The organism is Bradyrhizobium lablabi (assembly GCF_900141755.1).
GTDB lineage: Bacteria > Pseudomonadota > Alphaproteobacteria > Rhizobiales > Xanthobacteraceae > Bradyrhizobium > Bradyrhizobium lablabi_A.
This window is the reverse complement of the sequence record NZ_LT670844.1, coordinates 6,669,240-6,695,714: the sequence shown is the minus strand read 5'-3', so window position 1 is coordinate 6,695,714 and position 26,475 is coordinate 6,669,240. Positions and strand designations below refer to the sequence as shown.

Below are 26,475 nucleotides of genomic sequence, written 5' to 3'. Positions count from 1 at the left end.
TGGACGGCCCGACGCGAATGTTAGGGGGAGGCAGCGATGGAAGACATGAAGGTAACCGCGAGCGGGTACGATTTTGGGGCGGCACACGCCGCCATGCGCCGCTACGTCGATGCGAACGTCCTTTCCGGAGTGTCGACCGCGGTGCTCGTTGGCAGGGATCTGGTGGATGTGAACTGCGTCGGATGGGCCGACAAGGAAGCGCAGACGCCGTTGCGCGTCGACCACATCTTCCGCGTATTCTCCAATACCAAGCTGATCACATCCTGCGCCACGCTGCTGCTGTTCGAGGAAGGTCGCTTCCAGCTCGACGATCCGATCGAGAGGTTTATTCCGCAGCTTGCAAACCGCCGCGTTCTGCGCCCGGGTGCGAGCTCACTAAGCGATACCGAGCCAGCCGAAAGACCGATCACCATTCGCCATCTGCTGAGCCACCGTGCGGGGCTGAGCTACGGTTTCCTTGACCCGGAGGCAACGATCTCCAAGGCCTACAACGAGCGAAAGGTGCTCAATCCCGCGACCACGCTGGCCGAGATGATGGACGTGCTGGCTGACCTGCCGCTGACCTATCATCCGGGAACGTCATGGGAATATTCGGTCGCTACCGACGTCACGGCGCGGCTCGTCGAAATCATCAGCGGTCAGGGCTTCGACAAATTCATCCAATCGCGGATTCTCGATCCGCTCGGCATGGTCGATACCGGCTTCGTCGTGCCGGAGAAAAGCCGCGGCCGGCTCACCGCATATTACGCCGGGGCTGATTTGATGGACCCCATGAAGCCGGGACTCACGCGCACCGATGACGCGCCCTATCCGGGGGCTTATTTGCGCCCCTTCCCCAGGCTGAATGGCGGCGGCGGCCTGGTTTCAACCTTGCCGGATATGGTCGCGTTGATCCGAAGCCTGCTTCCCGGCGGCCCGACCTTGCTCAAACCGGATACGATTGCGCTCATGATGACCAACCAATTGCCGGAGGGAATTTGGATGCGCTTCCCTGGTGTTGGAGAGCTTCGAGGCAGGGGGTTCGGTCTGGCCGGCGGGCTGATCCTGGAGCCTTCGCCGTTCGACCACAAAAATGCGGCCGGCGAACTTTTCTGGGGCGGCGTCGCGGGCACGCAATGGTGGATTTCGCCCAAGGCCGGTGTCGCGGGCTTGATGATGACCCAGCGCCAGATGGCGTTTACCCATCCATTCGCCGTCGAATTCAAGCGGCTGGCCTATGAGGCGGTGAAGCGCAAGGGCTGACGGCGCATCCTTCGCTCGAGCGCGAAGACCGCCGACCGTTAGGCGCCAGCCATCGCCTTTTCAATCGCCGAGAGCGCGGCTCCCGCCTTGGCGCCGTCGGGGCCGCCGGCTTGCGCCATGTCGGGGCGGCCGCCGCCGCCCTTGCCGCCGAGCACGCCCGAAGCGACGCGCGCCAGATCGACCGCGTTGAACCGTGAAGTGAGATCGGAGGTGACGCCGACCACGACGCCGGCCTTGCCGTCCTCGGTGACGCCGACGATTGCGACCACGCCGGAGCCGAGCTGTTTCTTGCCGTCATCGGCGAGGCTCTTGAGGTCCTTCATCTCGATGCCTTCGACCGAGCGCGCCATCAGCTTGACGTTGCCGACTTCGCGGATGCCGGCGGCGCTCGCCGATGAGCCGCTGGAGGCGGAAGCGCCGCCGCCCATCGCGAGCTTCTTGCGCGCATCCGACAAATCGCGTTCGAGCTTCTTGCGCTCTTCCATCAGCGCGGCGATGCGCGCCGGCACGTCCTCGACCGTGGTGCGCAGCTCCGCCGCCGCAGTCTTTGCCAGCACGATTGCGTCGTTGGCATGCTTGCGGGCATGGCGTCCGGTCAGCGCCTCGATGCGGCGAACGCCGGAAGCCACCGCGCTTTCGCCGGTCACTGAAATCAGGCCGATATCGCCGGTGCGGCGCACATGGGTGCCGCCGCACAATTCGACCGACCAGCCGAGCGCGTTGCTGCCGTGCCCGCGAGCACTCTTGCCCATCGACACCACCCGCACCTCGTCGCCATATTTCTCGCCGAACAGGGCGCGGGCGCCGGCGTCGCGGGCGTCGTCCACCGCCATCAGCCTTGTGGTGACCTCGTCATTTTCCAGCACCACCTCGTTGGCGATGTCCTCGACCCGGCTCAACTCTTCGGGCGTGATCGGTTTTGGGTGCACAAAGTCGAAGCGCAACCGGTCTGGCGCCACCAGCGAACCGCGCTGCGCGATGTGGTCGCCGAGCACCTGGCGCAGCGCCTCGTGCAGGATGTGCGTCGCGGAGTGATGGGCGCGGATCGAGGTGCGCCTTGCATGATCGACCTGGAGCAATAGCGCCGTGCCGGGCTTCAGGGTGCCCTGCTCGACGGTGCCCAGATGCACAAAGAGATCGCCGGCCTTCTTTTGGGTATCGGTGACCCGAAACCGCACGCCCTCGCCGGTCATCACGCCGGTATCGCCGACCTGACCGCCGGATTCGGCATAAAACGGGGTCTGGTTCAGGACGAGTGCACCGCTCTCGCCCGGCTTGAGGCTATCGACTTCCTTGCCGTCCTTCACAAGGGCCGCGACCACGCCTTCGGCGGTCTCGGTCTCGTAGCCCAAAAATTCAGTCGCGCCGAGCTTTTCGCGCAACGGAAACCAGACATTCTCGGTAGCGGTATCGCCGCTTCCCGCCCACGCCGCACGCGCCTTTTCGCGTTGCCGGTCCATCGCATCGGTGAAGGCCGCCTGATCGACGCCGATGCCGCGCGATTTCAGCGCGTCCTGCGTAAGATCAAGCGGAAAACCATAGGTATCGTACAGCGTAAAAGCCGTGTCGCCGTCGAACATGTCGCCTTTCTTCAGGCCGCGGCTCTTCTCGTCGAGGATCGATAGTCCCTTCTCCAGCGTCTTGCGGAAGCGCGTCTCTTCGAGCCGCAGCGTTTCCTCGATCAGGTTTTCCGCGCGGACCAGTTCGGGGTACGCTTGGCCCATCTCCCGCACCAGCGCCCAGACCAGGCGATGCATCAGCGGGTCCTTGGCGCCGAGCAGTTGCGCATGGCGCATCGCGCGGCGCATGATCCGGCGCAGCACATAGCCGCGGCCTTCGTTCGAGGGCAGCACGCCGTCGGCGATCAGGAACGACGAGGCGCGCAGATGATCGGCGATCACGCGCAGCGAGGCCTTCTGCGGCCCTTGCGGATCCGCACCGGTCAATTCGGAGATGGCACGGATCAGCGCGACAAACAAATCGATGTCGTAATTGTCGTGCTTGCCCTGCAAGACGGCAGCGACACGCTCGAGCCCGGCGCCGGTATCGATCGAGGGCTTTGGCAGCGGATTGCGCACGCCGCCCTCGAGCTGCTCGAACTGCATGAACACGAGATTCCAGATCTCGATAAAACGGTCGCCGTCGGCTTCCGGCGAGCCCGGCGGTCCGCCCCAGATCTTGTCGCCGTGGTCGTAGAAAATCTCCGAGCACGGCCCGCACGGGCCGGTGTCGCCCATCTGCCAAAAGTTGTCGGAACCGGCGATGCGGATGATGCGCGATTCCGGGAGGCCCGCGATCTTCTTCCAGAGGTTGAACGCCTCGTCGTCGTCGATATAGACGGTCGCCGTGAGCTTGTCCTTCGGCAGGCCGAACTCTTTGGTCACCAGCTTCCAGGCAAGCTCGATCGCGCGGTCCTTGAAATAATCGCCGAACGAAAAATTGCCGAGCATCTCGAAAAAAGTGTGATGCCGCGCGGTATAGCCGACATTGTCGAGATCATTGTGCTTGCCGCCGGCACGCACGCATTTCTGCGAGGTGGTGGCGCGCTGATAGGGCCGCTTCTCGACGCCCGTAAAAACGTTCTTGAACTGCACCATGCCGGCATTGGTGAACATCAGCGTCGGATCGTTGCGCGGCACCAGCGGCGACGACGGCACGATCTCGTGGCCGTTCTCCTTGAAGAAGTTCAGAAATGTCGACCTGATCTCGTTGACGCCGCTCATGTTCGCCCAATCGCAAAACCATAAAGAATCAGCCCCAAAAGGGGCATTGTTCCGCGCCCCGCTTTTAGACAAGGGGGATCGCGGTGTCCAGAAAGTGTGCAGGAGATCAGCGGCTTGCCGCACAGCACAGGAACCGTTGATAGCTCTCAAAGCCGCGTTGACAGGCTTGGCGCGCCCGTGTTTCTCTCCTATTTGTAGGAGATAGTCACGTCGGGAGAGATCGGCCAGTGGCCGGCGCCGAAGGAGCAACCGCCCCGGAAACTCTCAGGCAAACGGACCGCGTGACTTGCTAGCATCTGGAAAGAGACGCCGACGGGTTGTGGCCCGGACGGGTCCGCCGACGGGATAATACTCTCAGGCACAGCGACAGATGGGGCTTTCTGTGGGTTTTCGAGGGATTGTCCCTCCCGAAAACCGCGAGGGCCCTGTGATGCTTGCGCGCGAACTCGAAACTCAGCTCAAACATACCCCCTTATACGCGCTGCATGTCGCGCGCGGCGGCAAGATGGTGCCGTTCGCGGGCTACGAGATGCCGGTGCAATACGCAACCGGCGTGCTTAGGGAACACCAGCATACCCGCGCCGCGGCCGGCCTGTTCGACGTCTCGCATATGGGCCAGCTCGCGCTGCATGCGAAATCCGGCAAGGTCGAGGATGCGGCGTTGGCGCTGGAGCGGCTGGTGCCGCAGGACATTCTCAGCGTTGCGCCCGGCCGACAGCGCTACGCGCAGTTCACCAATGCGTCGGGGTGTATTCTCGACGACCTGATGGTGGCGAATTTCGGAAAGCATTTGTTTCTCGTGGTCAACGCCGCCTGCAAAGCCGAGGACGAGGCGCATCTGCGCGCCAATTTGTCGGATACTTGCGTGATCGAGCCGCTGCCGGAGCGCGCCCTGATCGCGCTGCAGGGGCCGAACGCGGAAGCAGTCCTGGCAAAATTTTGTGCAGAGGCGCCGGCCATGCGGTTCATGGACGCGGGTCCTCACCGCGTCGATGGGATCGACTGTTTTGTCTCGCGGTCCGGCTATACGGGCGAGGACGGCTTTGAGATTTCGGTTCCCTCTGACGAGGCCGAGGCACTGGCGAGCGCCCTGCTTGCGAATGGCGACGTGCTGCCGATCGGGCTAGGCGCCCGCGACAGCCTCCGCCTCGAGGCAGGCCTTTGTCTTTATGGCCACGACATCGACACCACGACGACGCCGGTCGAGGGCGCGCTGGAATGGTCGATCCAAAAAAGCCGGCGTAAGGGCGGCGCCCGCGCCGGCGGTTTTGCCGGCGCGGATTTGATCTTGTCGCAGCTTGAGACGGGCGCCCCGCGCCGCCGGGTCGGACTCCGGCCGGAGGGCCGTGCGCCGGTCCGCGAGGGCGCGCCGCTATTCGCCGACGAAAAATCATCCGAACGGATCGGCACGGTCACCTCGGGCGGATTTGGCCCCAGCCTGAATGCGCCGGTCGCGATGGGATATCTCACCTCGCCGCTCGCTAGCTCCGGCGCGCTGGTGTTCGCCGAGTTGCGCGGCCAGCGATTGCCGCTGCGCGTTTCGCCGATGCCCTTCGTTGCCAACACTTACAAACGCTGAATTTGCAAACGCTGAACTCTGAAGGATTTGTCATGGCCACCCTGTTCACCGCCGACCACGAATGGCTCCGCATCGAGGGCGATGTCGCCACCATCGGCGTCACCGATTACGCGCAGTCGCAACTCGGCGACGTCGTGTTCGTCGAACTGCCGAAAGTCGGCCGCAGCCTGAAGAAGGCCGAAGCCGCCGCCGTCGTCGAATCCGTCAAGGCCGCCTCCGACGTCTACGCGCCGATTTCGGGCGAGGTCACGGAAGTCAACGAGGCGCTGGCCGCCGAGCCGGCGCTGGTCAATTCCGACGCCGCCGGCAAGGCGTGGTTTTTCAAGATGAAGATTTCGGACAAAAGCGAACTCGACGGCCTGATGGACGAGGCCGCGTATCAGAAGCATACGGCGTGAGATGATGAAGCCCACTGCAACACCAAACCCCCTGTCATCGTCCGCCATCCGGTCCGGCCTTTGGCCGGCCGGACGACAGGCTCCAGCGGACGATCCAGTACGCCGCGGCCTTTCGGCTCGATCACCGATGTCGGCGATTACTGGATGCCCCGCCTTCGCGGGGCATGACAACGCGTTTCTAAAAGGGAACACCCCATGACCATGCATCACAGACACGCCAACGAACCAGCCGCCAGCTTCGTCCGCCGCCACATCGGCCCCTCGCCGCGCGATGTCACCGCGATGCTGGAGACGGTCGGCGCCAAAAGTCTCTCCACGCTGATGGCCGAGACGCTGCCGTCATCGATCCGGCAGAAGACCCCGCTCGATCTCGGCACGGCGTTGAGCGAGACGGAGGCGCTCTCGCATATGCGCGAGCTTGCCTCGCAGAACCAGGTTTTTACTTCGCTGATCGGTCAGGGCTATTCGGGCACGATCCTGCCGGCGGTGATCCAGCGCAACATTTTGGAAAATCCCGCCTGGTATACGGCCTATACGCCGTATCAGCCGGAGATCAGCCAGGGCCGGCTGGAGGCCCTGTTCAACTTCCAAACCATGATCTGCGATCTGACCGGGCTCGATGTCGCCAATGCCTCGCTGCTCGATGAAGCGACCGCGGCGGCGGAAGCGATGGCGCTGGCTGAGCGCGCCGCACAGACAAAAACAAAATCGTTCTTTGTCGATGCCGAGGTGCATCCGCAGACGCTCGCCGTGCTGCGCACCCGCGCCGAGCCGCTGGGCTGGAATCTGATCGTCGGCGATCCCCTCGCCGATCTCGCTCACGCCGACGTTTTCGGCGGCTTGCTGCAATATCCGGGAACTTCGGGCGCGGTGCGCGACCTCCGTCCAGCGATCGCAACGTTGCGCGGAAAGGGCGCGCTCGCCGTGGTCGCCGCCGATCTACTGGCGCTGACGCTGCTCGCTTCGCCGGGCGCACTCGGCGCGGATATCGCGATCGGATCGGCGCAGCGTTTTGGCGTGCCGATGGGATATGGCGGACCGCACGCGGCCTATATGGCGGTGCGCGAGGCGCTGAAACGCTCGCTGCCCGGACGCATCGTCGGGCTTTCGATCGATTCCCGCGGCCAGCCGGCCTATCGTCTCGCGCTGCAGACCCGCGAACAGCATATCCGCCGCGAAAAGGCGACCTCCAATATCTGCACCGCGCAGGTGCTTTTGGCGGTGATCGCCTCGATGTACGCGGTCTATCACGGCCCGGAGGGACTGACCCACATCGCGCGAAGTGTGCATCGCCGCGCTTCCGTGCTGGCGGCGGGATTGCGCAAACTCGGTTTTGCGCCGCGGTCGGAGGCATTTTTCGACACGGTGACGGTCGATGCCGGCGACAAGCGCGAAGAAATCCTCGCCCGGGCGCTGTCTGAAAAAATCAATTTGCGGATCGGCGCGCGCACGCTCGGCATCGCGCTGGACGAGACCACGACATCAGCGATCGTCGAGGCGGTGTGGCGCGCGTTCGGCGGCGAGCTGCGTTACGCCGATGTCGAAACCGGTGTGCGCGACGCGCTGCCGGCAGAATTGAAGCGCGCAACTGCGTTCCTCACCCACCCGGTATTCCACGCCCACCGCTCCGAGACTGAGCTGTTGCGTTACATGCGAAAACTCTCGGACCGCGATCTCGCGCTTGACCGCGCGATGATTCCGCTGGGCTCATGCACCATGAAGCTCAACGCCACAGCCGAGATGATCCCGCTGACCTGGCCCGAATTCGGCTCGCTTCATCCGTTCGCACCGCGTGAGCAGGCGAAAGGCTATTACGCCCTGTTCGCGCGGCTTGAACAATGGCTGTGCGACATGACCGGCTATGACGCGATCTCGCTGCAGCCGAATTCGGGCGCGCAGGGCGAATATGCCGGGCTGCTCGCGATCCGCGATTATCACCAAGCGCGCGGCGAGCCGCATCGCAAGGTTTGCCTGATCCCCTCCTCCGCGCACGGCACTAATCCCGCCTCCGCAAGCATGGTCGGCATGGAGGTCGTGGTGGTGGCCTGCGATGCCCGCGGCGACGTCGATGTCGATGATCTCCGCGCCAAGGCGGAAAAGCATTCCAAAGACCTCGCGGCGATCATGATCACCTATCCCTCGACCCATGGCGTGTTCGAGGAGCATATCAGCGAGATCTGCGACATCGTGCACGGCCATGGCGGCCAGGTCTATCTCGACGGCGCCAACATGAACGCGCAGGTCGGGCTCGCGCGGCCCGGCGATTACGGCGCCGATGTCAGCCATCTCAATTTGCACAAGACGTTCTGCATTCCGCATGGCGGCGGCGGCCCCGGCATGGGCCCGATCGGCGTCAAGGCGCATCTCGCGCCGTTCCTGCCGGGGCATCCCGTGACCGACGGCGCGAGCCCGCGCGCGGTCGGACCGGTGTCGGCGGCGCCGTTCGGCTCGGCGTCGATCCTGACGATTTCCTACATCTACATCCTGATGATGGGCGGCGAAGGCCTGACGCGGGCCACCGAAATTGCGATCCTCAACGCCAATTACATCGCAACCAGATTGGATGCGCATTTCCCGGTGCTGTACCGGAACGCAAAAGGCCGGATCGCGCATGAATGCATCGTCGATCCGCGGCCCTTGAAGCAAACCAGCGGTGTCACCGTCGACGACATCGCCAAGCGGCTGATCGATTACGGTTTTCATGCGCCGACCATGAGCTTTCCAGTGCCGGGCACGCTGATGATCGAGCCGACCGAATCCGAATCAAAGGCCGAGCTCGATCGTTTTTGTGAGGCCATGATCGCGATCCGGCGCGAAATTTCCGAGATCGAGGCGGGCCGCTTCAAGGTCGAGGCCTCGCCGCTCCGCCACGCCCCGCACACCGTGCACGACATCGCCGACGATTCGTGGGCCAGGCCCTACAGCCGCGCGGAAGGATGCTTTCCGGCGGGTGTTTCGCGAATGGATAAATATTGGTGTCCGGTCGGGCGGGTCGACAACGTCTATGGCGACCGGAATCTCGTGTGCTCGTGTCCGCCGGTTGAGGATTACGCGCAGGCGGCGGAGTGACGCCGTCGTAGGATGGGGTGAGCGCGCGAAGGCGAGTCTCCCTACGGCGCGATCAAAGCGCGGCTCGCCGGATCCCAGCGCCATAGGCGGTCGTTGGTCAATTCGGTGCCACCCCACCAGCGATGGACCGGATTGTGCCGGCTGAAATCTTCAGTCCGCGCCAGAATAGCTTCGCCGAGCGCGGTGAGCTTTAGCTTGCTGCGTTTGTAACGATCGAGGCGCTTGGGGTCTTGGTGCATCTCGTCCGAGAACGGCCCCTCGTTGAGGCCGGACACGGCGGGCGCCGGACAATGAGCGAGCCCGTCCAGCAGGGCTCCGACTTCCCAATAGCCGAACACACGGAGTTTGTTGGACTTCCTGTGGCCGGGAAAGACATCAAACGGACCTGCCTTACCTGCCGCTATCAATTCCAGCATCCGCATTTCCGTCGCTCCAAGCCCGGTCGCCTGTCCGGGAAGTTCTTCGAGCAATTCCAGCACGCGCTGCCGAAGCTGCGGCAAGACGCTGAGATCGTTACCGAGCAGCTTGAACCATTGCTGCGGCGTCGGTTGTCGAAAAGCCTGCCAAGCTAAGCTCGCGGCTTCGAGATGATCGTTCAGGATTTTGATAGCTGGCGGCCGCCATTCGGAAAGAGTTTCCGAAGTCTTGCCGCCAATGACGATGTTGGCCTGGAACAACATCAGCTTCGAGGCTAGCTTCCCGTGAGACCGGAAATGATCCAGCAACTGAACCAACATCAATTGAGCGTTCGGCAACGGATCGATCCACAGTTCGACCGTCTCGCATTGCTCGCAGAGCTCGATCAGCCCGACGCCTTTGCGGCGGATTTCTTCGTGACGCCGTCCGGAATTGTCCAGCCAATGCGGGAGCGCCGGATCATGTTCCGCCGAACGTGGTGACAACGAGGTCGCGAGGTCCGAGGGGGACGGCAACGGGCCCCAGACAAAACGAAAGTCGAGCGGAATCACGAGGTCGGCGATGCCGGCTTGCTGGAGACATCCCGCCCCTGAGGAGTCCGTCGTCAGGATCAGACGCGTCATCTCATTGCCTGGCATGCGCGGCGAGATTTGGGACGGGTTTCGCGGAGTTTATCATCGGGCCGGCCGAAGGCCGGACCCGTTGGCTCAACCCATCCTTGCTACAGGCGGTCTAAGACGAAACGGACGCCAGGGACGTCGGCAACTCAACGCCCCCAGCGCCCGTTGTTCGAATAGATCTCACTCCTCCGCCGCCTCCGGCTCCTCGCCGTCGGCGTCGCGCTCGGGGGTGCCGGCCAGGATCTGCTCGGCGATCAGACCGGAGTTCTGGCGGATCGCCATCTCGATCTTCGCGGTCATGTCGGGATTGGCCTTCAGGAAGGCCTTCGAATTTTCGCGGCCCTGGCCGAGCCGTTGGCTGTCATAGGAGAACCAGGCGCCGGATTTTTCCACGATGCCGGCCTTGACGCCGAGATCGAGAATTTCACCCATCTTGGAAACCCCTTCGCCATACATGATGTCGAATTCGACCTGCTTGAACGGCGGCGCCAGCTTGTTCTTCACCACCTTGACGCGGGTGGTGTTGCCGACCACCTCGTCGCGCTCCTTGATCGCGCCGATGCGGCGGATATCGAGGCGGACGGAGGCGTAGAATTTCAGCGCGTTGCCGCCGGTGGTGGTTTCCGGCGAGCCGTACATCACCCCGATCTTCATCCTTATCTGGTTGATGAAGATCACCATGGTGTTGGATTTGTTGATCGAGGCGGTGAGCTTGCGCAGCGCCTGGCTCATCAAGCGAGCTTGGAGCCCGGGCAGCGCATCGCCCATCTCGCCTTCGAGCTCCGCCTTCGGCACGAGGGCCGCCACCGAATCGATCACCAGCACGTCGACCGCACCCGAGCGCACCAGCGTGTCGCAGATTTCCAGCGCTTGCTCGCCGGTGTCGGGCTGCGAAATCAGAAGCTCGTCGATGTTGACGCCGAGTTTTCGGGCATAGACCGGATCGAGCGCATGCTCGGCGTCGATGAAGGCGCAGATGCCGCCCTTCTTCTGGCCCTCGGCCACCGTATGCAGCGCCAGCGTGGTCTTGCCGGAGGATTCCGGCCCGTAGATTTCCACCACCCGGCCCCGCGGCAGGCCGCCGACGCCAAGCGCGATGTCGAGCCCGAGCGAACCGGAGGAAATGGTCTCGATATCCATCGAGCGGTCGTTTTTGCCCAGCTTCATTACCGAGCCTTTGCCGAACTGACGCTCGATCTGGGAAAGCGCGGCGGACAGGGCCTTGGTCTTGTCCATGGAGGATCCTTCGACGATACGCAGGGCAGTGGCAGACATAGGTCGTGCTCCTTATGACGGGGATTCGCTAGCGGGACAAACCGGGCGGCGAACGATTGAATGTGAACGCGAGAGGGGCTGAACGTGAAACGGCGAACGAAGCGAAGCAGTGAGCGATAGCTAGGGAACAGTGTACCCTATTTGTTCTAAGTTCGCAATATGTTCTTTTTGATCGTTTGGCGCTGGCCTGTTTCGACCCTCAGTGGCCTAAGTTCAAATAACGAGTGGCCTAATTTGATTTTTAGAACATTCAGTGAATAGCGTTTCGGTCGCATAGTTGACAGAGCCCTAATTTCGCCGCCGCGCGTTCTCCGTAGTACTACTTGAGATCGGCGTTTGGTTCTTGAGCCTTGGCGCGCCTCATGCAGACTGAACTATGCTGGGGATTTGAGGTACTGGCCCCTTGCCATCGGCACTTTTACCGAGTGGTCCCTTTTGATTTCTGGGATTGGCCCCTTTTATCATGAGACCGATCTGCACGACTCAGCGAAGCTACCTTTGGGGGCCAACCGCAGGAGGTGCTGATGACTAGGGGAGTATCAGCGGTCACGTTTGGAGCGATGCTACTCATAGCAGCGGTCTGCGTGTATACCCATTACGCCGATCCCAGCCTTAACTTTCTATGTTACGCACTTATTGCAGTCGCTGTGGGGACCAGCGTGGCCTATCTCTACCGAGGAAGGTCTTCAGGGCCGCCTCAGTTGGCGGCCTCTTTCATTACAGCAACTTCAGAATCTCTTTGTATTTCGCAAGCATCTGCTCAAGTTTTTCAAGCCCCGCCATATCTACGTCTGCGGTGATTTGCAGGCGGTTCGCGGCTAGCAAAACGCTAATGTCATTGCTGTCGCAGTCACTTGCGGCAGTCGTTGCGGCCTTGAGCGCTGTCATGCCAGCCCGGGCTGGCGCAGGAACAACATTGAGCTCATTCATATTGATCCCCGTTGGGCTGCCGTGAACGAACGCATGGCCATCACCTTGTAAAGGAAGCTCAGGGTCGATACTCGCCCGCCGCTGTAGTAGCGGTAAGCAAGGAAGTAGTAACCGGCGATCCCGAACAGTACATTTCAACCAGCTACGTTGAACGGCAGAACCTTTCGCTCCGCATGAGCAGCCGCCGTTTTACTCGCTTGACCAATGGCTTCTCTAAGAAGCTTGATAATCACGTTGCGGCAGTTGCGTTGTATGTTGCGCATTACAATCTGTGCCGCGCTCATGAAGCCCTGCGCACGACGCCAGCGAAGGCGCTGGGCGTTGCCGATAAGGCTTGGACCATTGCGCAGCTTGTGGACGCGGCGCTCGCCGTTGCCCCCGCGTTGCCGACTGAGACTCCACCGGAGCGCCGGCATTGCGGAGCGCTGGCCTAACATTAAGCCTCCCAAGGGTGCTGTTTTTTAGTGGCCTATTTCGCATCTGCGAGTGGCCAAAAGAAACGGCCCCAGCGGGGGTAGGCTGGGGCCGAGTGGGCTTAGAAATTGTACCGGAATGGGGGAAAACCGGCACGGTTCTGATGTAGGTTCGCGATCCGCCGTCGCCATTAAACTGTCCGTGACAGTGGCCCGTTTTGAAATCACGAGCGGCCTATTTCGGCCAGTACCATCGTTTGGGCGCTGGCCTGTTTCGACCCTCAGTGGCCTAAGTTGAGATAACGAGTGGCCTATTTTGGATAAGTCCGGTTGCTACGGTTGGTTAACGCGCCCCTAAAATGTTCTGCGTAGAACTACTGGGAAAAAATTGGGCAGCCTACTTCGATTTCTCGATGGGTTCCCCAAAAACAACCACCAGGTGTGAAGCCGGTCATAGGCCAATCTTCCAACTCAGCGTTTGATGCCAGTCGTCGCGGATAAGCCCAGGAACCGCCGTGGCATGTCACTTACTTACGTTAAGCTGGAGTATTGGGCATGGACAGCGCACAACACTGTCAAAATCAGGCGGCAGAATGCCTTCGGTTGATGAAACTGTCGCAGAATAAGGATGAAGCCGAGATTCTGAAAAATCTGTCCCAGAGCTGGTCGAGACTTGCCGGCCAGATTGATCGATACCAAGCGTTGATGCGTGAGCAACGCCGCATAGTCCTGAGGTAAGGCCGCCTCAGTTGGCGGCCTCTTCTAGATCAATCTTCATTTCTACCGGCTGATCATCGTCGTCATAGATTTGGGCGCTGGCCTGTTTCGACCCTCAGTGGCCTAAGTTCAAATAACGAGTGGCCTAATTTGAAAAACAGACCGTTTCGAGAATCTGACATCCGTCAACAAAACCCTAATTTCGCCGCCGTCCGTTCTACGTAGAACTACTGATATTGATGGTTATTGTTGAACCTTGGCGCGCCAAGCGTAGGCTTATCTATGCTGGGGATTTGAGGAGGGCCCAGCCACGGAAATACCAACGCCGCCTAGCGATCATATTCCGCTCAGGCGGCGTTGTGCATTCGGGCCGTTGGCGGCCTCTTTATTTTCGGCATCCTGATCTGCCAAAATTTCCTTATCGATTTCAAGTTTCTGGATCAGGCCTTCGATCTCTTTGACGCCGATATTGCCGCTCACGATTAGCCGGAAGCCGGCATCCTACGCCAAGATACCCTTCGTAAGCTCGCGCTCGCCCGCCATAATAGTTGACCTTTCCCTGATCTTTCGGGACCGGCGGTGGAGGCGGCAAGTCCTGATGCTCAGAAAGCTTAGGATTAGGCGTCCACGGGCGTCCAAACCAAGAAGGCCGCTGAATGATGTCAGCGGCCTTCGGCAAATTTACAGGTGATGAAATCCCTGCCCCGCTACGGCATAGCGCAGAGCGCGGCCGTTGTGGATTCCGGACCAATACGGGTGTTCTAATTCATTGCAAAGACTATCCTAATTAGGACAGCCCCGATCGTTTGGATGCCGGTCCGCCCCGTTGCAATCCGATCGCGACCAACCCTTTCGATTTTGCGGCCGGGCGCCTTTGCTAACAAGGCCCTAATTTTGCCATCGCTCGTTCCCCGTAGAATTACGGAGATCGGGATGCTACTTTGCCTCCCATGAGAAAGTCCGATGTCATTTGCCCCAAATGCAAAGCCGGCTACCGTCGCATCGAATTGATGACGCGGCCCGGCACCAGGGGCGAGTTCCGTTGCTTGCTCTGTGAAAATATCCTTGAGGTTTTCGACGGCTCAACCGAAGTGGCGCTACGCCTGACAGTGCAACCAGAAAAGGTGCGGAATAGCGGAGCCAGCCCGTTTTCAAACTGACATGGCTGCGTCAAAAAAGCCTTGCCGGTCGTATCAGACGCGCGACTGGTAAGGCCCGGCGCGGACTCCGACGGGGGGAACGCGGCCGGGCCGCTCAATCGGCGCAAGATCTCACCCCGGAAAATCTGGTTGCTTCCCTGCAAAATTGGAATAGTGCGGCCTCATGGACAACAAACGATCTTCGCAACGCCAGCGCGTCTTGAAGGCCGGAACGATCGAGTTCAACGGCGGCGCGATCGACTGCATGGTTCGCAATCGATCGGACTCGGGAGCGGCGCTCGACGTCACGAGCCCGATCGGAATCCCGGAGCGCTTCACGCTGATCGCCGATGGCGCGCGCTTCCCCTGCCACGTCGTCTGGCGCAAGGAAAAACGGATCGGCGTCGCGTTCGATTGAGGATCGGATTTTGGGAATTGCGCGGCATGCCGCAAGGCGCGCCGCGCCGCTCGAAAGCCGTTCAATATTGAACAGGTGAAACCAGTGTTTATGCGTAGGATCGGCGTCGGTTGAGTAGCGGCGGGAATTTCCCATGAATCACAAAGGCGTGGAATATACGGTTGCGACGACGGCGACGCCGGGCGTCTGGAAATGGCAATTCCGGATCGGCAACGAGGTCAAAACCGGCAAGACGGAAACCAGGATCAACCTGTTGGCGATCCGGCGCGTTCAGTTGCGTATTGACCGCGAGCTGAAGGCCCGCGCGATCGAGCTCCGTAGTTCTACGGATATCCAGGCCGGGAGATAAAGAATTCATTTACGAATTCCGGCCGGATCCGCGAGGGGATCAGGCGCGCCGCCTCAATATTTGGCCGGCGGGCCGCGGTCGTGCTCCCGAACGCCCCTTGATCCTGCTCTTCCTTGATCCTACTCAAGACTTGCCATCCGCCGTCGGTTTCCAAAATGGCGTGGTCGTTGCCGAACCGCCCACGGGGAGGCTTGCGACGTTGACACTGAGCCCCGAGCGCCGTTGTTCGGGACTCTCTTCTCTGATAGCGCCGAAGCTAGAGCTTTAGGCCGGACTAGCTGCGCCCACCCTGGAGTTCAAGAGTTCACCGATGACCGTCCATGCGCCGAAGCTTCTGACCCCCGAAGAATTCGCCTCCCTGATCGAAGTCGCGATTACCTCGCCCACCCCCAAGATACCGGCGCCGCATTTGGCGAAGCTGATCACCCTTGGTTACGTCACCGAGACCGCCAAGGGCCTGGTCGTCACCGGCGACGGGCTAATCCGGATTACCGAGAGCGAGTGACGACGGCACGCTGCGCTCGTTGGGCGCGGCAGCGATCCGATTTTCAAGCGCCTAATACGATACCGGCGGACGCCGCCAAACCCGTAAACATCCGGGATTGATCTGTCCCGGATTTGAGCATCCACTGACGGGCTATCTCTTGAGGTCTCAAAGGCCCGGAACGGCCCTCTTGTCTGGGTTTGTGCCATGCCGTTGTATTTTTTCCGCATCCGAAATGGCCAATACTCCGGCGCTTCCGATCAGGGTATCGAGCTTGCCGACCGCGTTGCCGCGTGGAAGGAATTGACCAGTGTTTGCGGCGATATGGTCGGCGGCATTTCCCGCAAACTCAAAGAAAACTCCGAGTGGCAGATGGAGCTTCTGGACGAGTCGAAGAAGCCGATTTTCCGAATCCGGCTGGTCGGCGAGCCCCTGGATTAGGACCTCCCATAGAGCCTTGGACCAGCCTGCCGGTCGGCCCCAGTTCAGCCGCAGAATCAGCCGAAGCAGGCGGCCGCATCGCGTGCCGGGCGTGACAGGCTGGCGGTCAACTGCTCGGACAAACCAGGGCGGTCATCATGGTGTCTGACGACCCGAACGTTCCGGCGCAACAAGAGCGTTCGCGCCCCTGCGAGAAATGCAATGCCGCCATGAAGCAGCTCGGCGAACTCCCTGCGCTGTCGATCCACGCCGCCATCAGGATCTTCCGCTGCTATGCCTGCGACCACGTGGTCACCGAGCGGACATAGGGGCTCTGACGCCACCTGGGCCGTCTAGCACTAGGCATCGGCCTGCTCGGCCAAGCGAAGACCCTGCCGGAGTTCCTTGGCGGTAACGAAGCGGGCACCGATCAATTCGCCCCTGCGCCAGACCAGCGAACACACCCGAAGCACCTCGCCCTTGGCGGTAAATGCCAGACCGAAAAGCTCGGGTACCGCCAGCCCGCCGACCTCGAGGCAAGCACCGTGACTGGAAACATCGAGAATCTGACACTCGATCCACGGCGCATCCGGCGCCGGAATCAGAAATCCCTGCTTGTACAACTCGACCCGGACATGTTTGCGCTCACCCAGGTCTTTGCGGTGTCTAGCCATGAGGTACCCTTGGGCGTTGAGCCTGGGCTGCAGCAACCGTTTTTGTCGAAAAAAGTTAACAATTTTAGCGAGTTGAGGCACGAATTCGATGGCATCGGGTGTCCATCAACGGAACCTCAGTCGGCGCTTGGCAGCCGTCGCATGGTGAATTCGATGTCGCCATCCGGCAGTTCGCGCCAGCTTTCGACGGAACTCATATAGGCTTGCTTGGGATAGCGGGCGAGGAAGTCGCGCGCCTTGGTCCGCGCCTTGTCGCGCGGCAGGGTGAAGGTCTCGCGCAGATAGCCGTCGCCAGCCTTGCGCTGGCCGGCCATCCGGTCGGCGAGATCGCGCGGACGAAAAGCCATATCGCAACTCCAAACATTAGGGACGACCCCCTCAATATAGCGCTTGCGGCAGCCGATCCGAGTCCGACGGCGCTGTTCCGGGCGGGGAATTGAGTCGTAAAGCGGACATAAGTTCGATATTGTCAGGGGCCGAGCGGTCTCATCGTCGCGTCCGCTATTCCGCCGATCCCGCCTTTGCGTGATCGTCTTATTGGACTTGCCGATCAATTCACCGCTCGCGCCGCCGCGCCCGAAAGCCGGCGCGCCGGCTCGGGCCGCGACCAGGGCGCCGCCTGACCGGCTTGCGGCGATCGGCGCGGTTTCAGCGTCGAAGCAAGGGAAACCAAACGGCCATGCCCGAACGCGATCAACGGACCAATCGTTTGCTCACGCTAATGTCGGATGACGATTACGACCGGGTGCGCCCGCATCTCGCGCTGGTCGCGCTGGATTATCGAAAAAGCCTCTACGAGGCCTCGCGTCCGATCGAACATGTGTATTTCCCCATCAACGGGGTCGCCTCGCTCGTGATCACGACGTCCGATGGCGCCAGCGCCGAGGTCGGCACCATCGGCAGCGAAGGAATGGTGGGACTGCCGGTCTGTCTCGGCGACCGCGATGCACCGTCATCGGTTTACGTCCAGGTGCCGGGAACGGGGCTTCAGATCGACGCCCGCATCTTCCGCGGCGAACTCGAACGCAGCCCGACGCTGAACCTGATCGTGCTCCGTTATGCCCACGCCTTCTTCAATCAGGTGGCGCAATCGGCGGCCTGTGCGCACCTGCACAAGGTCGAGCAGCGTTGTTGCCGCTGGTTGCTGATGACGCGCGACCGGATGCCTTCGGGTGATTTCCTGCTCACCCACGAATTCCTCGGGATGATGCTCGGGGTGCGGCGGACCACCGTCACCGATGTGATGGGGTCCTTGCAAAAGGCCGGCCTGATCCGCTACCGGCGCGGCCACGTCACGATCCTGGATGACGAAGCGCTGCGGCAGCGCGCTTGCGAATGCTACGAAATCTCGAAGCTGGAATTCGATCGGCTGCTTGGCGATACCGCGGAGGCGCCAAGGACTGACAAGGCGCATCGCTTGATCAGTCAGGTCGGATAGAGCGGAGCGAAGACACGCTGATCGCCTGAAGAGTCCGTTTTCCGACAATGAATTTCGACCCGGGAAAATAATCCTCGCCCAGATTATTGCGGTTTGAACCGGTCCGGAATGGGCTCTATGACGGATACCGGACCGACAATGCCCGTCCGTGTTCCCTATAAGCGGGCTTTCCGCGGAGCGCCCTCTCGGAGCGCCCATCCCACCCCCTGCGGCAAAATCGGCCCGACCGACCGGGCAGGATATCGCCGTGGCAGTGCCAGTTTCAAACGCCGGTCATCCCTTGGACAATAAGCTGCTAGCCTCTCTCCCGCGCGATGACTTCAATCGGCTGTTTCCGCATCTGACCATCGTTTCCTTGCAGCAAGGCATCGTGTTGACCGAAGCCGGCGAAGAGGTCGACCAGATCTACTTCCCGCATTACGGCATGCTGTCGCTGCTCGCCGTGCTGCGCGACGGCAAGGCAATCGAGACCGCGACCGTCGGCCGCGAAGGCGTGGTCGGCGCGATGGCAGGCCTCGGCCTGTACAAATCGCTGGTCCGCGTCGTGGTGCAGATGCCGATGGCCTGCGGCAGGATCGCCGCCACCCATTTCAGGAGCGCTGCCGCCGCCAGCGAGCCGATCCGCAATCTCTGCATCCGCTACAATGAGGTGCTGTTGTCGCAGGCGCGGGTGACGGCCGCCTGCAACGCGCTGCACTCGATCGAGGCGCGATTTTGCCGCTGGCTTTTGCAAAGCGCGGACCGGGCGGGCGGCGACACCGTCGCCTTGACCCAGGAATTTCTTGCCGAAATGCTGGGGGTGCGGCGCACCTCGGTGACGGAAGTCGCAAGCAAGGTGCAAAACGCCGGCGCCATCACCTATTCGCGCGGCGTGATCAAGATCCTGGACCGGCCGGCGCTGATGCGGATGTCGTGCGAGTGCTACCAAACGCTGCTCGATCAATCGGCGATCTTGGCCTGACTGCCCGGCTTTGCGGTAGAGCCGGTTTTGGTCTTCGGCTTCGCCGGAGCTGCCGTCTTGGGTGCATCGGTGCTGCGCACATTGCCCCACGGGTCGGAAGAGACCTTGGCGTTCGGAATCTTCCTCAGCGATTCCTTGTAGGCCTTTTGCTGCGCGGCCTCCTGCTCCTGTTCCTCCGGCGTCTTGGAGGCAATCTCCGGGATCAGGTTGATGTTGGGGGTTTGTGCGCGAACCGGACCCGCCAGCAAGGTGATCGCGGCCACGATGAGGAAAATTCTCATGGAGTGCTCCCTGCACTTTGCCTGTGCTAGAAATGATCCGACTTGCAGGATTTCTGCATCCAATCGTCCCAGATCGGACCGCATTTGGTGCAGCCGCTGACGGCGAGGCCCAAGGCGACCACGCTCAAAATCATTACCAATCGCCTGAACATCGTCAACCTGATCCCCACGGCCTTATCATACGGCCCGAAGTCAGGCATTTTCAAGCCGCGCCGCGCCAGGGTCGATTTCGCCCGAAACCACCCTACAATGCGGGATAAACTTTCGATTTCGGGCGAGGAACCAGCGCGAATGCAACACGAACTGCCGGCCAAGGACGACGCAAAACCATTCGATATCGAGGAAGCAAGGCGCGTGCTGGGCGAGGTGTTCGCACCCTGGGTGCAAGACCTTTCCCTGTCGATCGTCAGCCTCGACGACACCCCGCCGCCGGATGCCGCGGCAGACTGGCAGCCGGGCGCGGTCCTGCGCATGCCGTTTTCCGAGCGGCTGTGCCGGCACGGCGGCATCGTCTGCGGCCAGGCGCTGATGGCGTTCGCCGACACCTCAATGGTGATTGCGAACCTCGCCGCCAACCGCGGCTACCGGCCGATGACGACGGTCGATCAAACCACGCATTTCATGCGCGCCGTCACGCAAGCCGACGTGCTGGCGGATGCGCGGGTGGTCCGGCTCGGACGCACCATGAGTTTCGGCCGCGTCACGTTGCTGAGCGCCACCGATAACAAGCCGGTGGCGATGGTCTCGAGCGCGTTCGCGATGTTGTAAAGGGTTTGCCGGTCAGGGTCACTTGCCCAGGATTTTCTCGGCGGCATTGACGATGCTGATCGACGGGTTAGCGGCGCAGAAGGTGCCGAATTTCTTGGCGTTCGCGACGAACACTTCGGTATCGATGATCGCCTCGTCCTCGTCGCCCTTGTACCAGCCGTCCATCCAGGTCAGCACCATTTTGATTTCGTCATCGCCACCCTCGATGAATTGCTTGCAGCTCATGGTCGATAGATCGAGCACGACGGCATGGGCGGGAACGGACGACAGCGCGAGAATAGCGGCAAACAACGTCACACCTAATATTTTCATGATAATCTCCCCAAAAAAGTAAGATCGCAGCAAGAGCAGATTCCACCAAGCCGCGCCAGCGCGTTTTCGGGGAAATTATCGTAAACGAAAGCTGAACGCGGATTCAAATAGCTGGGATATTCGATTCAATTGCCAGTAATTCGGCTGTGCTATTGCGAACCGATAACAGCGGTATTCGGATCACGATGATGATTGAGAAAAGGGCAGCGCCCAGACACAGAGTGCTCAAGCACGGCACGCTCGCCTTTCCCAGCGGCGGCGTGTTCGACTGCACGGTGCGAAACATCTCGTCGACCGGCGCTCGCGTGGATATTGCCTATCCGATCGCCCTGCCGGACGCTTTCACGCTCCTCATCGAGACGGATCAATTGGCACGTCGTTGCCACGCGGTCTGGAGCCGCGAACAGCGGATCGGTCTCGCGTTCGATTAGAGCCCGCGCCTAGGCGTCTGCGGTCCGGAACGGCCGCGCGGCCTCGACGGCCCAGTCGCGCAGTAACTTCAAGAGGTGAACGCCTCGCGCGTTCGGCGCATGAACGAAATAGTACCCGGTTTGCAGTTGCAGCGGACGTTCGGCCAACGCCTTCCGCCTGCCATCTTCGACATGCGCGGTGATATAGGCCATGTCCATCAGGGCAATGCCGGCGCCGGCAAGCGCGGCATCAAGGGCTTGCGCGCGGGTTTCGACGGTCAGCCATTTTGTCGGTCCCCTTGAGAAGCCCCGATCGGCCTTTTGCCATCTCGACCAATCCGCGAAACGCGTTCGCGCCCGGATCAATGACGCGCCGTGCCGACCGCTCCGCGCGTTCGCCGCGATGCGACCGGCAATGGCGGGGGACGCGATCGGCATCAGCGTTTCCTTGAACAACAACGTCGCGGCGAGCCCCTTCCACGTCCCGCGGCCGTGACGGATGGCGCAGTCGAAGTTTTCGGTTTTGAAATCGACGGCCCGCGTGGTCGTGAAGATGGCAATTTCGATCCGGGGATGGCGCGCCTGGAAATCCGGCAGGCGCGGGATCAGCCAATGCGAGGCGAAGGTCGCAACCGTACTCAGCCGGATCTGACCTCGGTTGCGCTGGAACGGCAACACCGCCGCCTCGATCCGCTCGAGCGCATCGCCCATGCCGGCCAGATAACGACATCCCCGGGTCGTTATGCAGGCTCCGACAACGGATGGTCGGTGGGGTACATGACAGGCATCGTGAACGCCTTCACCGAGACGGTGAAGAAGTATCCGAACATCCCGACGATTCCAGCCTCGGCATCGATCGGTTCGGATCTGCCCGAGTTCGTCAAGCCGAACTTCGTGGGCGCGCGGTAAGGGTGCGAACGGCTTGAGCCGGTTGTTCAGGTTATCACGGCGGGGCGACCCAAATAGGGCCCCCCGCCTTCACATTGGCTCAGGTCCGGTTAGGGTCAAAGTCAGAAGAACTCAGCATGAGCACATGTCTTCCGGGTTACCCCTGAAAGCGGACATCGCTCGATGCAGTTGGCACGTCGCAAATGTGCCAGCAGGCGACCTCAACAGGGGCGCCGACTACGTTGAGATGCGCGACCAAGCGCCTATCAATGGCGGAAACACGTGAATTCTTCCGCCGGTCATAGCCTCTGCCCGTAAGCGGTGCTCCAGCGTGTCAATGTCCAGCTCCCTCGCGGTCACAACCCCGAAGCGCTCGAACAAGGGTGAGAGAGAGCGAACGATCGCGCTGAAGATTTCATAGCCTAGTGGGTCGACGTTGCTCACGATCTGCATCGCCCCAAGCATCTTGGGGTCTGACAGGCCCGCTCTGCGGTACGTCGCAAACAGCTTCGGACCCATATCGATCTCAACCCTTGCATGTCCGAAGAGCTCAGAGATCCACTTCAAATACTGGGCAAAGAGCGGTCCGTCAGGAATTGCGGTGGCAGCGCTTAGGTACAGTTCCTGGAAAGCAACAATGCCATTTGGCCGTAGGTGACGCGCCAGCGACCGAATGGTTGCCGCCGGGTCAGGCAAATACATCAGGACGAGACGCCCTACCATTGCGTCAAACGTCTCGTCGCACATGAAGTTGTCGACATCCGATACTATGAACCGGCACCACGTCAGGCCGTCAGCGGCGGCCCGAGCTTGCGCCAGGGCGGCGGCTTCTGCTGAGCGCTCCACCCCCACAACGACTCCGGAGGCGCCAACCAGCCGCGCGGCCAAGAGTGCCACGTCGCCGGCACCCGACCCCACGTCAAGTACCCGCATACCCGGGGTTATCCCGGCTCGTAGCATCATGTCTTCCGTTGCAAGGGCGTAGAAAGTTCCCTGCTTCGCAAGCCGGCTAAGCTCCGATTGCGAATGACCAAACACATACGGACTCTCGGGCATCATTCCCGTCCTCCGTGCAGTACGATTGGTTCGCCAGAGTTTTGCATGGGAATTTGGCAGAGTCGGGTTCGGGTCAAAAGCGCCGTTTCGACCCCACTGCCGACCCAAAGAAATTCCCGCCGCAGCATGTCCAGCCTCATGTTCAGGAGGCAGCATCGTATAGGCTCACGATTTAGCGGCTGGAAGCGGCTTCGCTACTGCAACACGAGATTCAGCCGATGTCTCTTCCGGGTCAAAAGCGTCGTATTGATCGCGTGCGAGCCACTTCCGGTCTGCCCCGATAAACAGACATTCTCGATATCCGTCCGCATGTCTCAAAGGTGCCAGGAATAGACTCATGCACCGCAGCAAGGGTGAGCGCAGCGCCTGCATCTTCGTGACTTTGGATCGGACCGGCTGCGGCGCCCTGTCCAGAAGGCGCCGCGGCCCGTGGGACGATCAGATGGCCGGCTGCGCGACGCCTTTGATGACCTCGAGATCAGCCGTCAGCGTCTTGCCCTTGGTTTCCGGCCCGAGCAGCACGGAGATCACGACTAGGACCAGGAAGAGTATCGTGCTGATCATCATCGGCATGGCGAAGCCGAAGTTCATCTGCACGGCCAGATAGGTCAGCACCGGCGCTACCAAGCCGCCCCAAATCGCCCCCTGATGAAAGATGAATCCGGACGCCGTCGCCCGCACCTCGGTCGGGAAGCGCTCGCACAGGTAGCTCGGCATTTGCCCGTAGATCGAGCCGCCGAACATGCCTTGCACGATGAACGCGCTGACGATGTAGATCGGATCCGTGGTCCACAGATAGAACGGCGTCAAGAAGATCGCAATCGTCGCCGGAACGATCATGCCCGGCCTGCGACCCCATATGTCCGAAACGAAGCCCCACAGGCTATTGCCGGCAAAGACGACGATGTTGGCCCAGAACACCGGCGTGGCCACCATGAGCGGCGTCCAATTCAGTTCCTTCTGCAGGTATGCCGAGAACAAGGCCCAGATCGAATAGTAGACGCAGAAAGTGCTGGCTATCCAAAAGCAGGCCGTCAACGTATTGAGCAACAAGCCGCGCTTGAAGATGGAAAGCAAAGGCGCCTTCACCTCGGCATTGATTTCCCGCTGTTGGCGCCTGTTCGCGACCCAAACCTCCGGCTCGTTCACGTAGAACCGGATCCAGACCACGACGAGGGCCGGCAGTATCCCGATCCAGAGCAGGCCTCGCCACCCGATCAGGTCGAACAGGAAGCCGTAGGCGAGCGCCGATAACGCGAAGCCAAGCCCCCACGAGCCCTGCAGCACGCCGCTCATGAAGCCGCGGGAGCGCGCCGGCCAGGATTCCATCGCAAGGGCCGCACCGGCCGGCCATTCAGCGCCCATCCCAATGCCAAGCAGCGCGCGAAAAAAGAACAAAAACGCAAAGGTTGGAGAAAAACCGGCGATGAAGTTGCAGAGCGAGTACCAAAGAATGGAAATCATCAGCGGGGTCTTTCGACCCATCCGGTCGGCCATCCAGCCGGAGGCCGTCGCGCCCACCAGGCGCAGCCATAACGTGATGGTGAACACGACAGTGACCGCGGTTAAGGGAACGTCGAATTCCTTGGCGATCGGCACCATGATCAGCAGAAAGATCGTGAAATCGAACGCGTCGAGCGTCCAACCCAGCCAAGCCGCGATCCACGCCTTCCATTGCTCCTTGCTTGGCTCCTTCCACCAGGGAATTTCCGAAGAGGAATTAAGCGTGATTGACATGGCATGCTCCGTTTGTTGGCTTCCCGGTTGCTCAAAAAGAGATTGCTGGCCGCTTGGAAAGCGGCACGCAAAGGTGGGAAGATGAACGTGAGTGGAGAGCCAAAAGAGACGGCAATCTCCCGAGAGATCATGCCTGCCGACGGCAGCAACCCTGCCTAGCGCAATGAACGGGGATTTCGGCACATCCCCGCCTAACGGAGGCCGATCCTCAGACGAGTTGGCAGGTTATCTCTCACCAACGGGCGTGGCAAATAGTAAGGATTGCTGTCATCTTTCCAACGCCGCAGCTCCATTGCCTCGTTTCACGACGTTTCCAGCAGGAACAGCGGCTAGACCATGCGCCGCAACAAGCCGACGAGATTTGCCACGATCTTGGCGTTTGCCGCGTCTTCAAAGGGATAGCCGTGAACGACCCAGGAGCCCGCTCGCGGACTTGGGCTCGAGATAGCAGTTCGCTAAGGCGGTTCGGACTCGGCACGCATGTCCGAAACGGGTCAATCGCGCCGGTTTGACCGTCGTCCGGTCACTTCCGGTCTCCCTCTGCCGGCTCAACCGGTCGACGCAACACAGGCGCTAAATCTCTCTGCTGGGGTTTCAAATTGCAAGGTCTCACGTGGTCGTTCGTTTAGCTGACGAGCCACTTTGTTCAGGTAGGCTTGTGAGTGCACCGACAAGTCGGTGCCCTTCGGAAAGTACTGTCTCAGCAGGCCATTGGTGTTCTCGTTCGACCCGCGCTGCCACGGGCTTTGCGGATCGCAAAAATATACGTCGATTTTGGTCGCCAACGTAAAGCGACGATGATCCGTAAGTTCCTTTCCCCGATCCCAGGTCAGGGACTTATACAGCTCCTTTGGTAGCTTCTTCGCCTGCTTGATGAGCGCGGAGACCACCGTCTGGGTGTCCTTACCTGCCACCTTGGCCAACATCACGTAACGCGTATGACGCTCGACCAAGGTCGCGATGTAGCTGTTGTTCGGCCCGGACAGCAGATCGCCTTCCCAATGGCCAGGCACCGCTCGATCTTCAACCGCCGCCGGTCGCTGGCGGATTGAGACGATATCCTTGATATGCCCCCGTCTATCGCCATCCGGATCGACCGGCTTGGAGCGACGCATCGAGCGCTTCGATCGAAGATGACTAAGCAGCTCTTTCTTGAGCACGCCACGGGTTTGTACAAATAAGCTGCGGTAGATCGTCTCGTGTGACACCTGATTACACTCGTCTTCAGGATGCGTTCTCTTCAGCCAGCCGGCTATCTGCTCGGGTGACCAATCCAATCTGAGCTTCCCCGCGACAGCTCGCCGTAGCCGCGGACTGCTCGCCAATTTACAGCATTTTGGACGACGAGCTCGCGCCCAGGCATTCTCATCTGCAAGTGCCGCTCGGTAGCGGTCATAGCCGCCATTACGGTTCATTTCCCGGCTCACCGTCGAGGGTGAGCGGCCAAGCAACTTGGCGATCGATCGGGCCGATCGATGTGCCGTAACACCTCTGGAAATCACCTCGCGTTCCGCGAGCGTCAATGCCAGCCTGGAGCGACGCCGCTCGGCAGGACGAATCCCACCATGCGGAGCCACCAAAAAATAGATCGACGATGACTGCTTACCAAAAGCGCGTCCGATCGCCTTTAGCGACTCCCCGCGCTTCCAGCGATCCCATAACTCCGTTTTCTCTGCCGCAGTAAACCCTCTATGAAATTTGTGAGCCATCAAACCACACTCCATCTCTCCTTCAAGATAAAGTGTTGCGTCGACCGG

The 26,475-nt window shown here is 61.0% G+C and carries 29 protein-coding genes, 1 pseudogene and 1 riboswitch; of the genes and pseudogenes, 16 read left to right on the top strand and 14 right to left on the bottom strand.

All coding sequences use genetic code 11. From position 1 onward, the window contains the following. The first annotated feature begins 36 nt into the window (after positions 1–36). Positions 37–1,242 (top strand): serine hydrolase domain-containing protein, encoded by a 1,206-nt coding sequence (locus B5526_RS30995; RefSeq protein ID WP_244562103.1) that lies wholly within the window; start codon positions 37–39, stop codon positions 1,240–1,242. 38 nt (positions 1,243–1,280) lie between these two features. On the opposite strand, the gene alaS is transcribed toward B5526_RS30995, so the two are convergent. Continuing rightward, the gene (alaS, locus tag B5526_RS30990; protein ID WP_079543557.1) at positions 1,281–3,965 is read right to left on the bottom strand and encodes an alanine--tRNA ligase; all 2,685 of its coding nucleotides are present in this window, start codon (positions 3,963–3,965) and stop codon (positions 1,281–1,283) included. A 201-nt stretch (positions 3,966–4,166) separates the two neighbouring features. Further along, positions 4,167–4,254, top strand: a riboswitch (glycine riboswitch). Between the two features lie 141 nt (positions 4,255–4,395). Here alaS and gcvT point away from each other — a divergent pair. The 3 genes from gcvT to gcvP all read left to right on the top strand — a co-directional run bounded on the left by gcvT (position 4,396) and on the right by gcvP (position 9,011). Beyond that, complete coding sequence (gcvT, locus tag B5526_RS30985; RefSeq protein WP_079543556.1) at positions 4,396–5,544, top strand: glycine cleavage system aminomethyltransferase GcvT; 1,149 nt, start codon at positions 4,396–4,398, stop codon at positions 5,542–5,544. A 32-nt stretch (positions 5,545–5,576) separates the two neighbouring features. After that, positions 5,577–5,942 (top strand): glycine cleavage system protein GcvH, encoded by a 366-nt coding sequence (gcvH, locus tag B5526_RS30980; RefSeq protein WP_079543555.1) that lies wholly within the window; start codon positions 5,577–5,579, stop codon positions 5,940–5,942. Between the two features lie 195 nt (positions 5,943–6,137). Continuing rightward, entirely contained in the window at positions 6,138–9,011 is a 2,874-nt protein-coding gene (gene gcvP, locus B5526_RS30975) for an aminomethyl-transferring glycine dehydrogenase (RefSeq protein WP_079543554.1), read from the top strand. Between the two features lie 41 nt (positions 9,012–9,052). Here the strand turns inward: gcvP and B5526_RS30970 are convergent, their stop codons facing one another. From B5526_RS30970 to B5526_RS38095, 3 genes are all read right to left on the bottom strand, one after another. After that, positions 9,053–10,051, bottom strand: coding sequence for a hypothetical protein (locus B5526_RS30970; protein WP_079545613.1), 999 nt, complete (start codon positions 10,049–10,051; stop codon positions 9,053–9,055). A gap of 177 nt (positions 10,052–10,228) precedes the next feature. After that, positions 10,229–11,323 (bottom strand): recombinase RecA, encoded by a 1,095-nt coding sequence (recA, locus tag B5526_RS30965; RefSeq protein ID WP_079543553.1) that lies wholly within the window; start codon positions 11,321–11,323, stop codon positions 10,229–10,231. A 717-nt stretch (positions 11,324–12,040) separates the two neighbouring features. Then, positions 12,041–12,253 (bottom strand): hypothetical protein, encoded by a 213-nt coding sequence (locus B5526_RS38095; RefSeq protein ID WP_154071543.1) that lies wholly within the window; start codon positions 12,251–12,253, stop codon positions 12,041–12,043. A 41-nt stretch (positions 12,254–12,294) separates the two neighbouring features. Here B5526_RS38095 and B5526_RS30960 point away from each other — a divergent pair. Together B5526_RS30960 and B5526_RS38090 are read left to right on the top strand one after the other, a co-directional pair. Further along, a pseudogene (locus B5526_RS30960) lies at positions 12,295–12,687 on the top strand (transposase); the annotation flags it as partial. A gap of 534 nt (positions 12,688–13,221) precedes the next feature. After that, entirely contained in the window at positions 13,222–13,404 is a 183-nt protein-coding gene (locus B5526_RS38090) for a hypothetical protein (RefSeq protein ID WP_154071542.1), read from the top strand. 315 nt (positions 13,405–13,719) lie between these two features. Here B5526_RS38090 and B5526_RS38085 read toward each other — a convergent pair whose 3' ends face one another. After that, complete coding sequence (locus B5526_RS38085) at positions 13,720–13,863, bottom strand: hypothetical protein (protein WP_154071541.1); 144 nt, start codon at positions 13,861–13,863, stop codon at positions 13,720–13,722. A gap of 843 nt (positions 13,864–14,706) precedes the next feature. Here B5526_RS38085 and B5526_RS30950 point away from each other — a divergent pair. The 5 genes from B5526_RS30950 to B5526_RS38080 all read left to right on the top strand — a co-directional run bounded on the left by B5526_RS30950 (position 14,707) and on the right by B5526_RS38080 (position 16,522). Then, complete coding sequence (locus tag B5526_RS30950; RefSeq protein ID WP_079543550.1) at positions 14,707–14,940, top strand: PilZ domain-containing protein; 234 nt, start codon at positions 14,707–14,709, stop codon at positions 14,938–14,940. A 133-nt stretch (positions 14,941–15,073) separates the two neighbouring features. Then, positions 15,074–15,289, top strand: coding sequence for a hypothetical protein (locus B5526_RS30945; RefSeq protein ID WP_079543549.1), 216 nt, complete (start codon positions 15,074–15,076; stop codon positions 15,287–15,289). Positions 15,290–15,599: 310 nt separating this feature from the next. Further along, positions 15,600–15,794 carry a hypothetical protein gene (locus tag B5526_RS30940; RefSeq protein ID WP_079543548.1) on the top strand — a complete coding sequence of 65 codons (195 nt, stop codon included), beginning with the start codon at positions 15,600–15,602 and terminating at the stop codon, positions 15,792–15,794. Between the two features lie 186 nt (positions 15,795–15,980). Further along, complete coding sequence (locus tag B5526_RS30935; protein WP_079543547.1) at positions 15,981–16,214, top strand: DUF6894 family protein; 234 nt, start codon at positions 15,981–15,983, stop codon at positions 16,212–16,214. Between the two features lie 137 nt (positions 16,215–16,351). Then, positions 16,352–16,522 carry a hypothetical protein gene (locus B5526_RS38080; protein WP_154071540.1) on the top strand — a complete coding sequence of 57 codons (171 nt, stop codon included), beginning with the start codon at positions 16,352–16,354 and terminating at the stop codon, positions 16,520–16,522. A 30-nt stretch (positions 16,523–16,552) separates the two neighbouring features. On the opposite strand, the gene B5526_RS30930 is transcribed toward B5526_RS38080, so the two are convergent. After that, the gene (locus B5526_RS30930; protein WP_154071539.1) at positions 16,553–16,867 is read right to left on the bottom strand and encodes a PilZ domain-containing protein; all 315 of its coding nucleotides are present in this window, start codon (positions 16,865–16,867) and stop codon (positions 16,553–16,555) included. A 116-nt stretch (positions 16,868–16,983) separates the two neighbouring features. Next, positions 16,984–17,214, bottom strand: a complete 231-nt coding sequence (locus B5526_RS30925) for a hypothetical protein (protein ID WP_079543545.1) — start codon at positions 17,212–17,214, stop codon at positions 16,984–16,986. Between the two features lie 332 nt (positions 17,215–17,546). On the opposite strand from B5526_RS30925, the gene B5526_RS30920 reads away from it, so the two are divergent. Further along, positions 17,547–18,305, top strand: coding sequence for a Crp/Fnr family transcriptional regulator (locus B5526_RS30920; protein WP_079543544.1), 759 nt, complete (start codon positions 17,547–17,549; stop codon positions 18,303–18,305). 247 nt (positions 18,306–18,552) lie between these two features. Next, on the top strand, positions 18,553–19,266 hold the full coding sequence (locus B5526_RS30915; protein WP_154071538.1) for a Crp/Fnr family transcriptional regulator: 714 nt from the start codon (positions 18,553–18,555) through the stop codon (positions 19,264–19,266). Here the strand turns inward: B5526_RS30915 and B5526_RS30910 are convergent. Both B5526_RS30910 and B5526_RS30905 read right to left on the bottom strand, forming a co-directional pair. Beyond that, positions 19,245–19,547 (bottom strand): hypothetical protein, encoded by a 303-nt coding sequence (locus tag B5526_RS30910; RefSeq protein WP_079543542.1) that lies wholly within the window; start codon positions 19,545–19,547, stop codon positions 19,245–19,247. The two genes, B5526_RS30915 and B5526_RS30910, sit on opposite strands and share 22 nt — an antisense overlap. A gap of 26 nt (positions 19,548–19,573) precedes the next feature. Beyond that, entirely contained in the window at positions 19,574–19,681 is a 108-nt protein-coding gene (locus B5526_RS30905; protein WP_244562102.1) for a peptidylprolyl isomerase, read from the bottom strand. A 157-nt stretch (positions 19,682–19,838) separates the two neighbouring features. On the opposite strand from B5526_RS30905, the gene B5526_RS30900 reads away from it, so the two are divergent. Beyond that, positions 19,839–20,315: a PaaI family thioesterase gene (locus B5526_RS30900; RefSeq protein ID WP_433994606.1), complete on the top strand. Its 477-nt coding sequence runs from the start codon at positions 19,839–19,841 to the stop codon at positions 20,313–20,315. Positions 20,316–20,333: 18 nt separating this feature from the next. Here the strand turns inward: B5526_RS30900 and B5526_RS30895 are convergent, their stop codons facing one another. Further along, entirely contained in the window at positions 20,334–20,627 is a 294-nt protein-coding gene (locus tag B5526_RS30895; protein ID WP_079543541.1) for an HdeA/HdeB family chaperone, read from the bottom strand. Positions 20,628–20,812: 185 nt separating this feature from the next. Between B5526_RS30895 and B5526_RS30890 the strand changes: the two genes are divergently transcribed. Further along, complete coding sequence (locus B5526_RS30890) at positions 20,813–21,058, top strand: PilZ domain-containing protein (RefSeq protein WP_433994605.1); 246 nt, start codon at positions 20,813–20,815, stop codon at positions 21,056–21,058. A gap of 9 nt (positions 21,059–21,067) precedes the next feature. On the opposite strand, the gene B5526_RS30885 is transcribed toward B5526_RS30890, so the two are convergent. Then, positions 21,068–21,643 carry a LysR substrate-binding domain-containing protein gene (locus tag B5526_RS30885; RefSeq protein WP_244562415.1) on the bottom strand — a complete coding sequence of 192 codons (576 nt, stop codon included), beginning with the start codon at positions 21,641–21,643 and terminating at the stop codon, positions 21,068–21,070. Here B5526_RS30885 and B5526_RS39225 point away from each other — a divergent pair. After that, positions 21,530–21,946, top strand: coding sequence for a hypothetical protein (locus B5526_RS39225; protein WP_244562435.1), 417 nt, complete (start codon positions 21,530–21,532; stop codon positions 21,944–21,946). The genes B5526_RS30885 and B5526_RS39225 overlap by 114 nt on opposite strands. Before the next feature lie 216 nt (positions 21,947–22,162). Here the strand turns inward: B5526_RS39225 and B5526_RS30880 are convergent, their stop codons facing one another. From B5526_RS30880 to B5526_RS30870, 3 genes are all read right to left on the bottom strand, one after another. Further along, on the bottom strand, positions 22,163–22,984 hold the full coding sequence (locus B5526_RS30880) for a class I SAM-dependent methyltransferase (protein ID WP_172842153.1): 822 nt from the start codon (positions 22,982–22,984) through the stop codon (positions 22,163–22,165). Positions 22,985–23,419: 435 nt separating this feature from the next. Then, a complete protein-coding gene (locus B5526_RS30875) occupies positions 23,420–24,718 on the bottom strand; it encodes an MFS transporter (protein ID WP_079543538.1) in 1,299 nt (432 codons plus the stop codon). A gap of 548 nt (positions 24,719–25,266) precedes the next feature. Continuing rightward, on the bottom strand, positions 25,267–26,427 hold the full coding sequence (locus tag B5526_RS30870) for an IS30 family transposase (protein WP_079544573.1): 1,161 nt from the start codon (positions 26,425–26,427) through the stop codon (positions 25,267–25,269). Positions 26,428–26,475 lie beyond the last annotated feature (48 nt).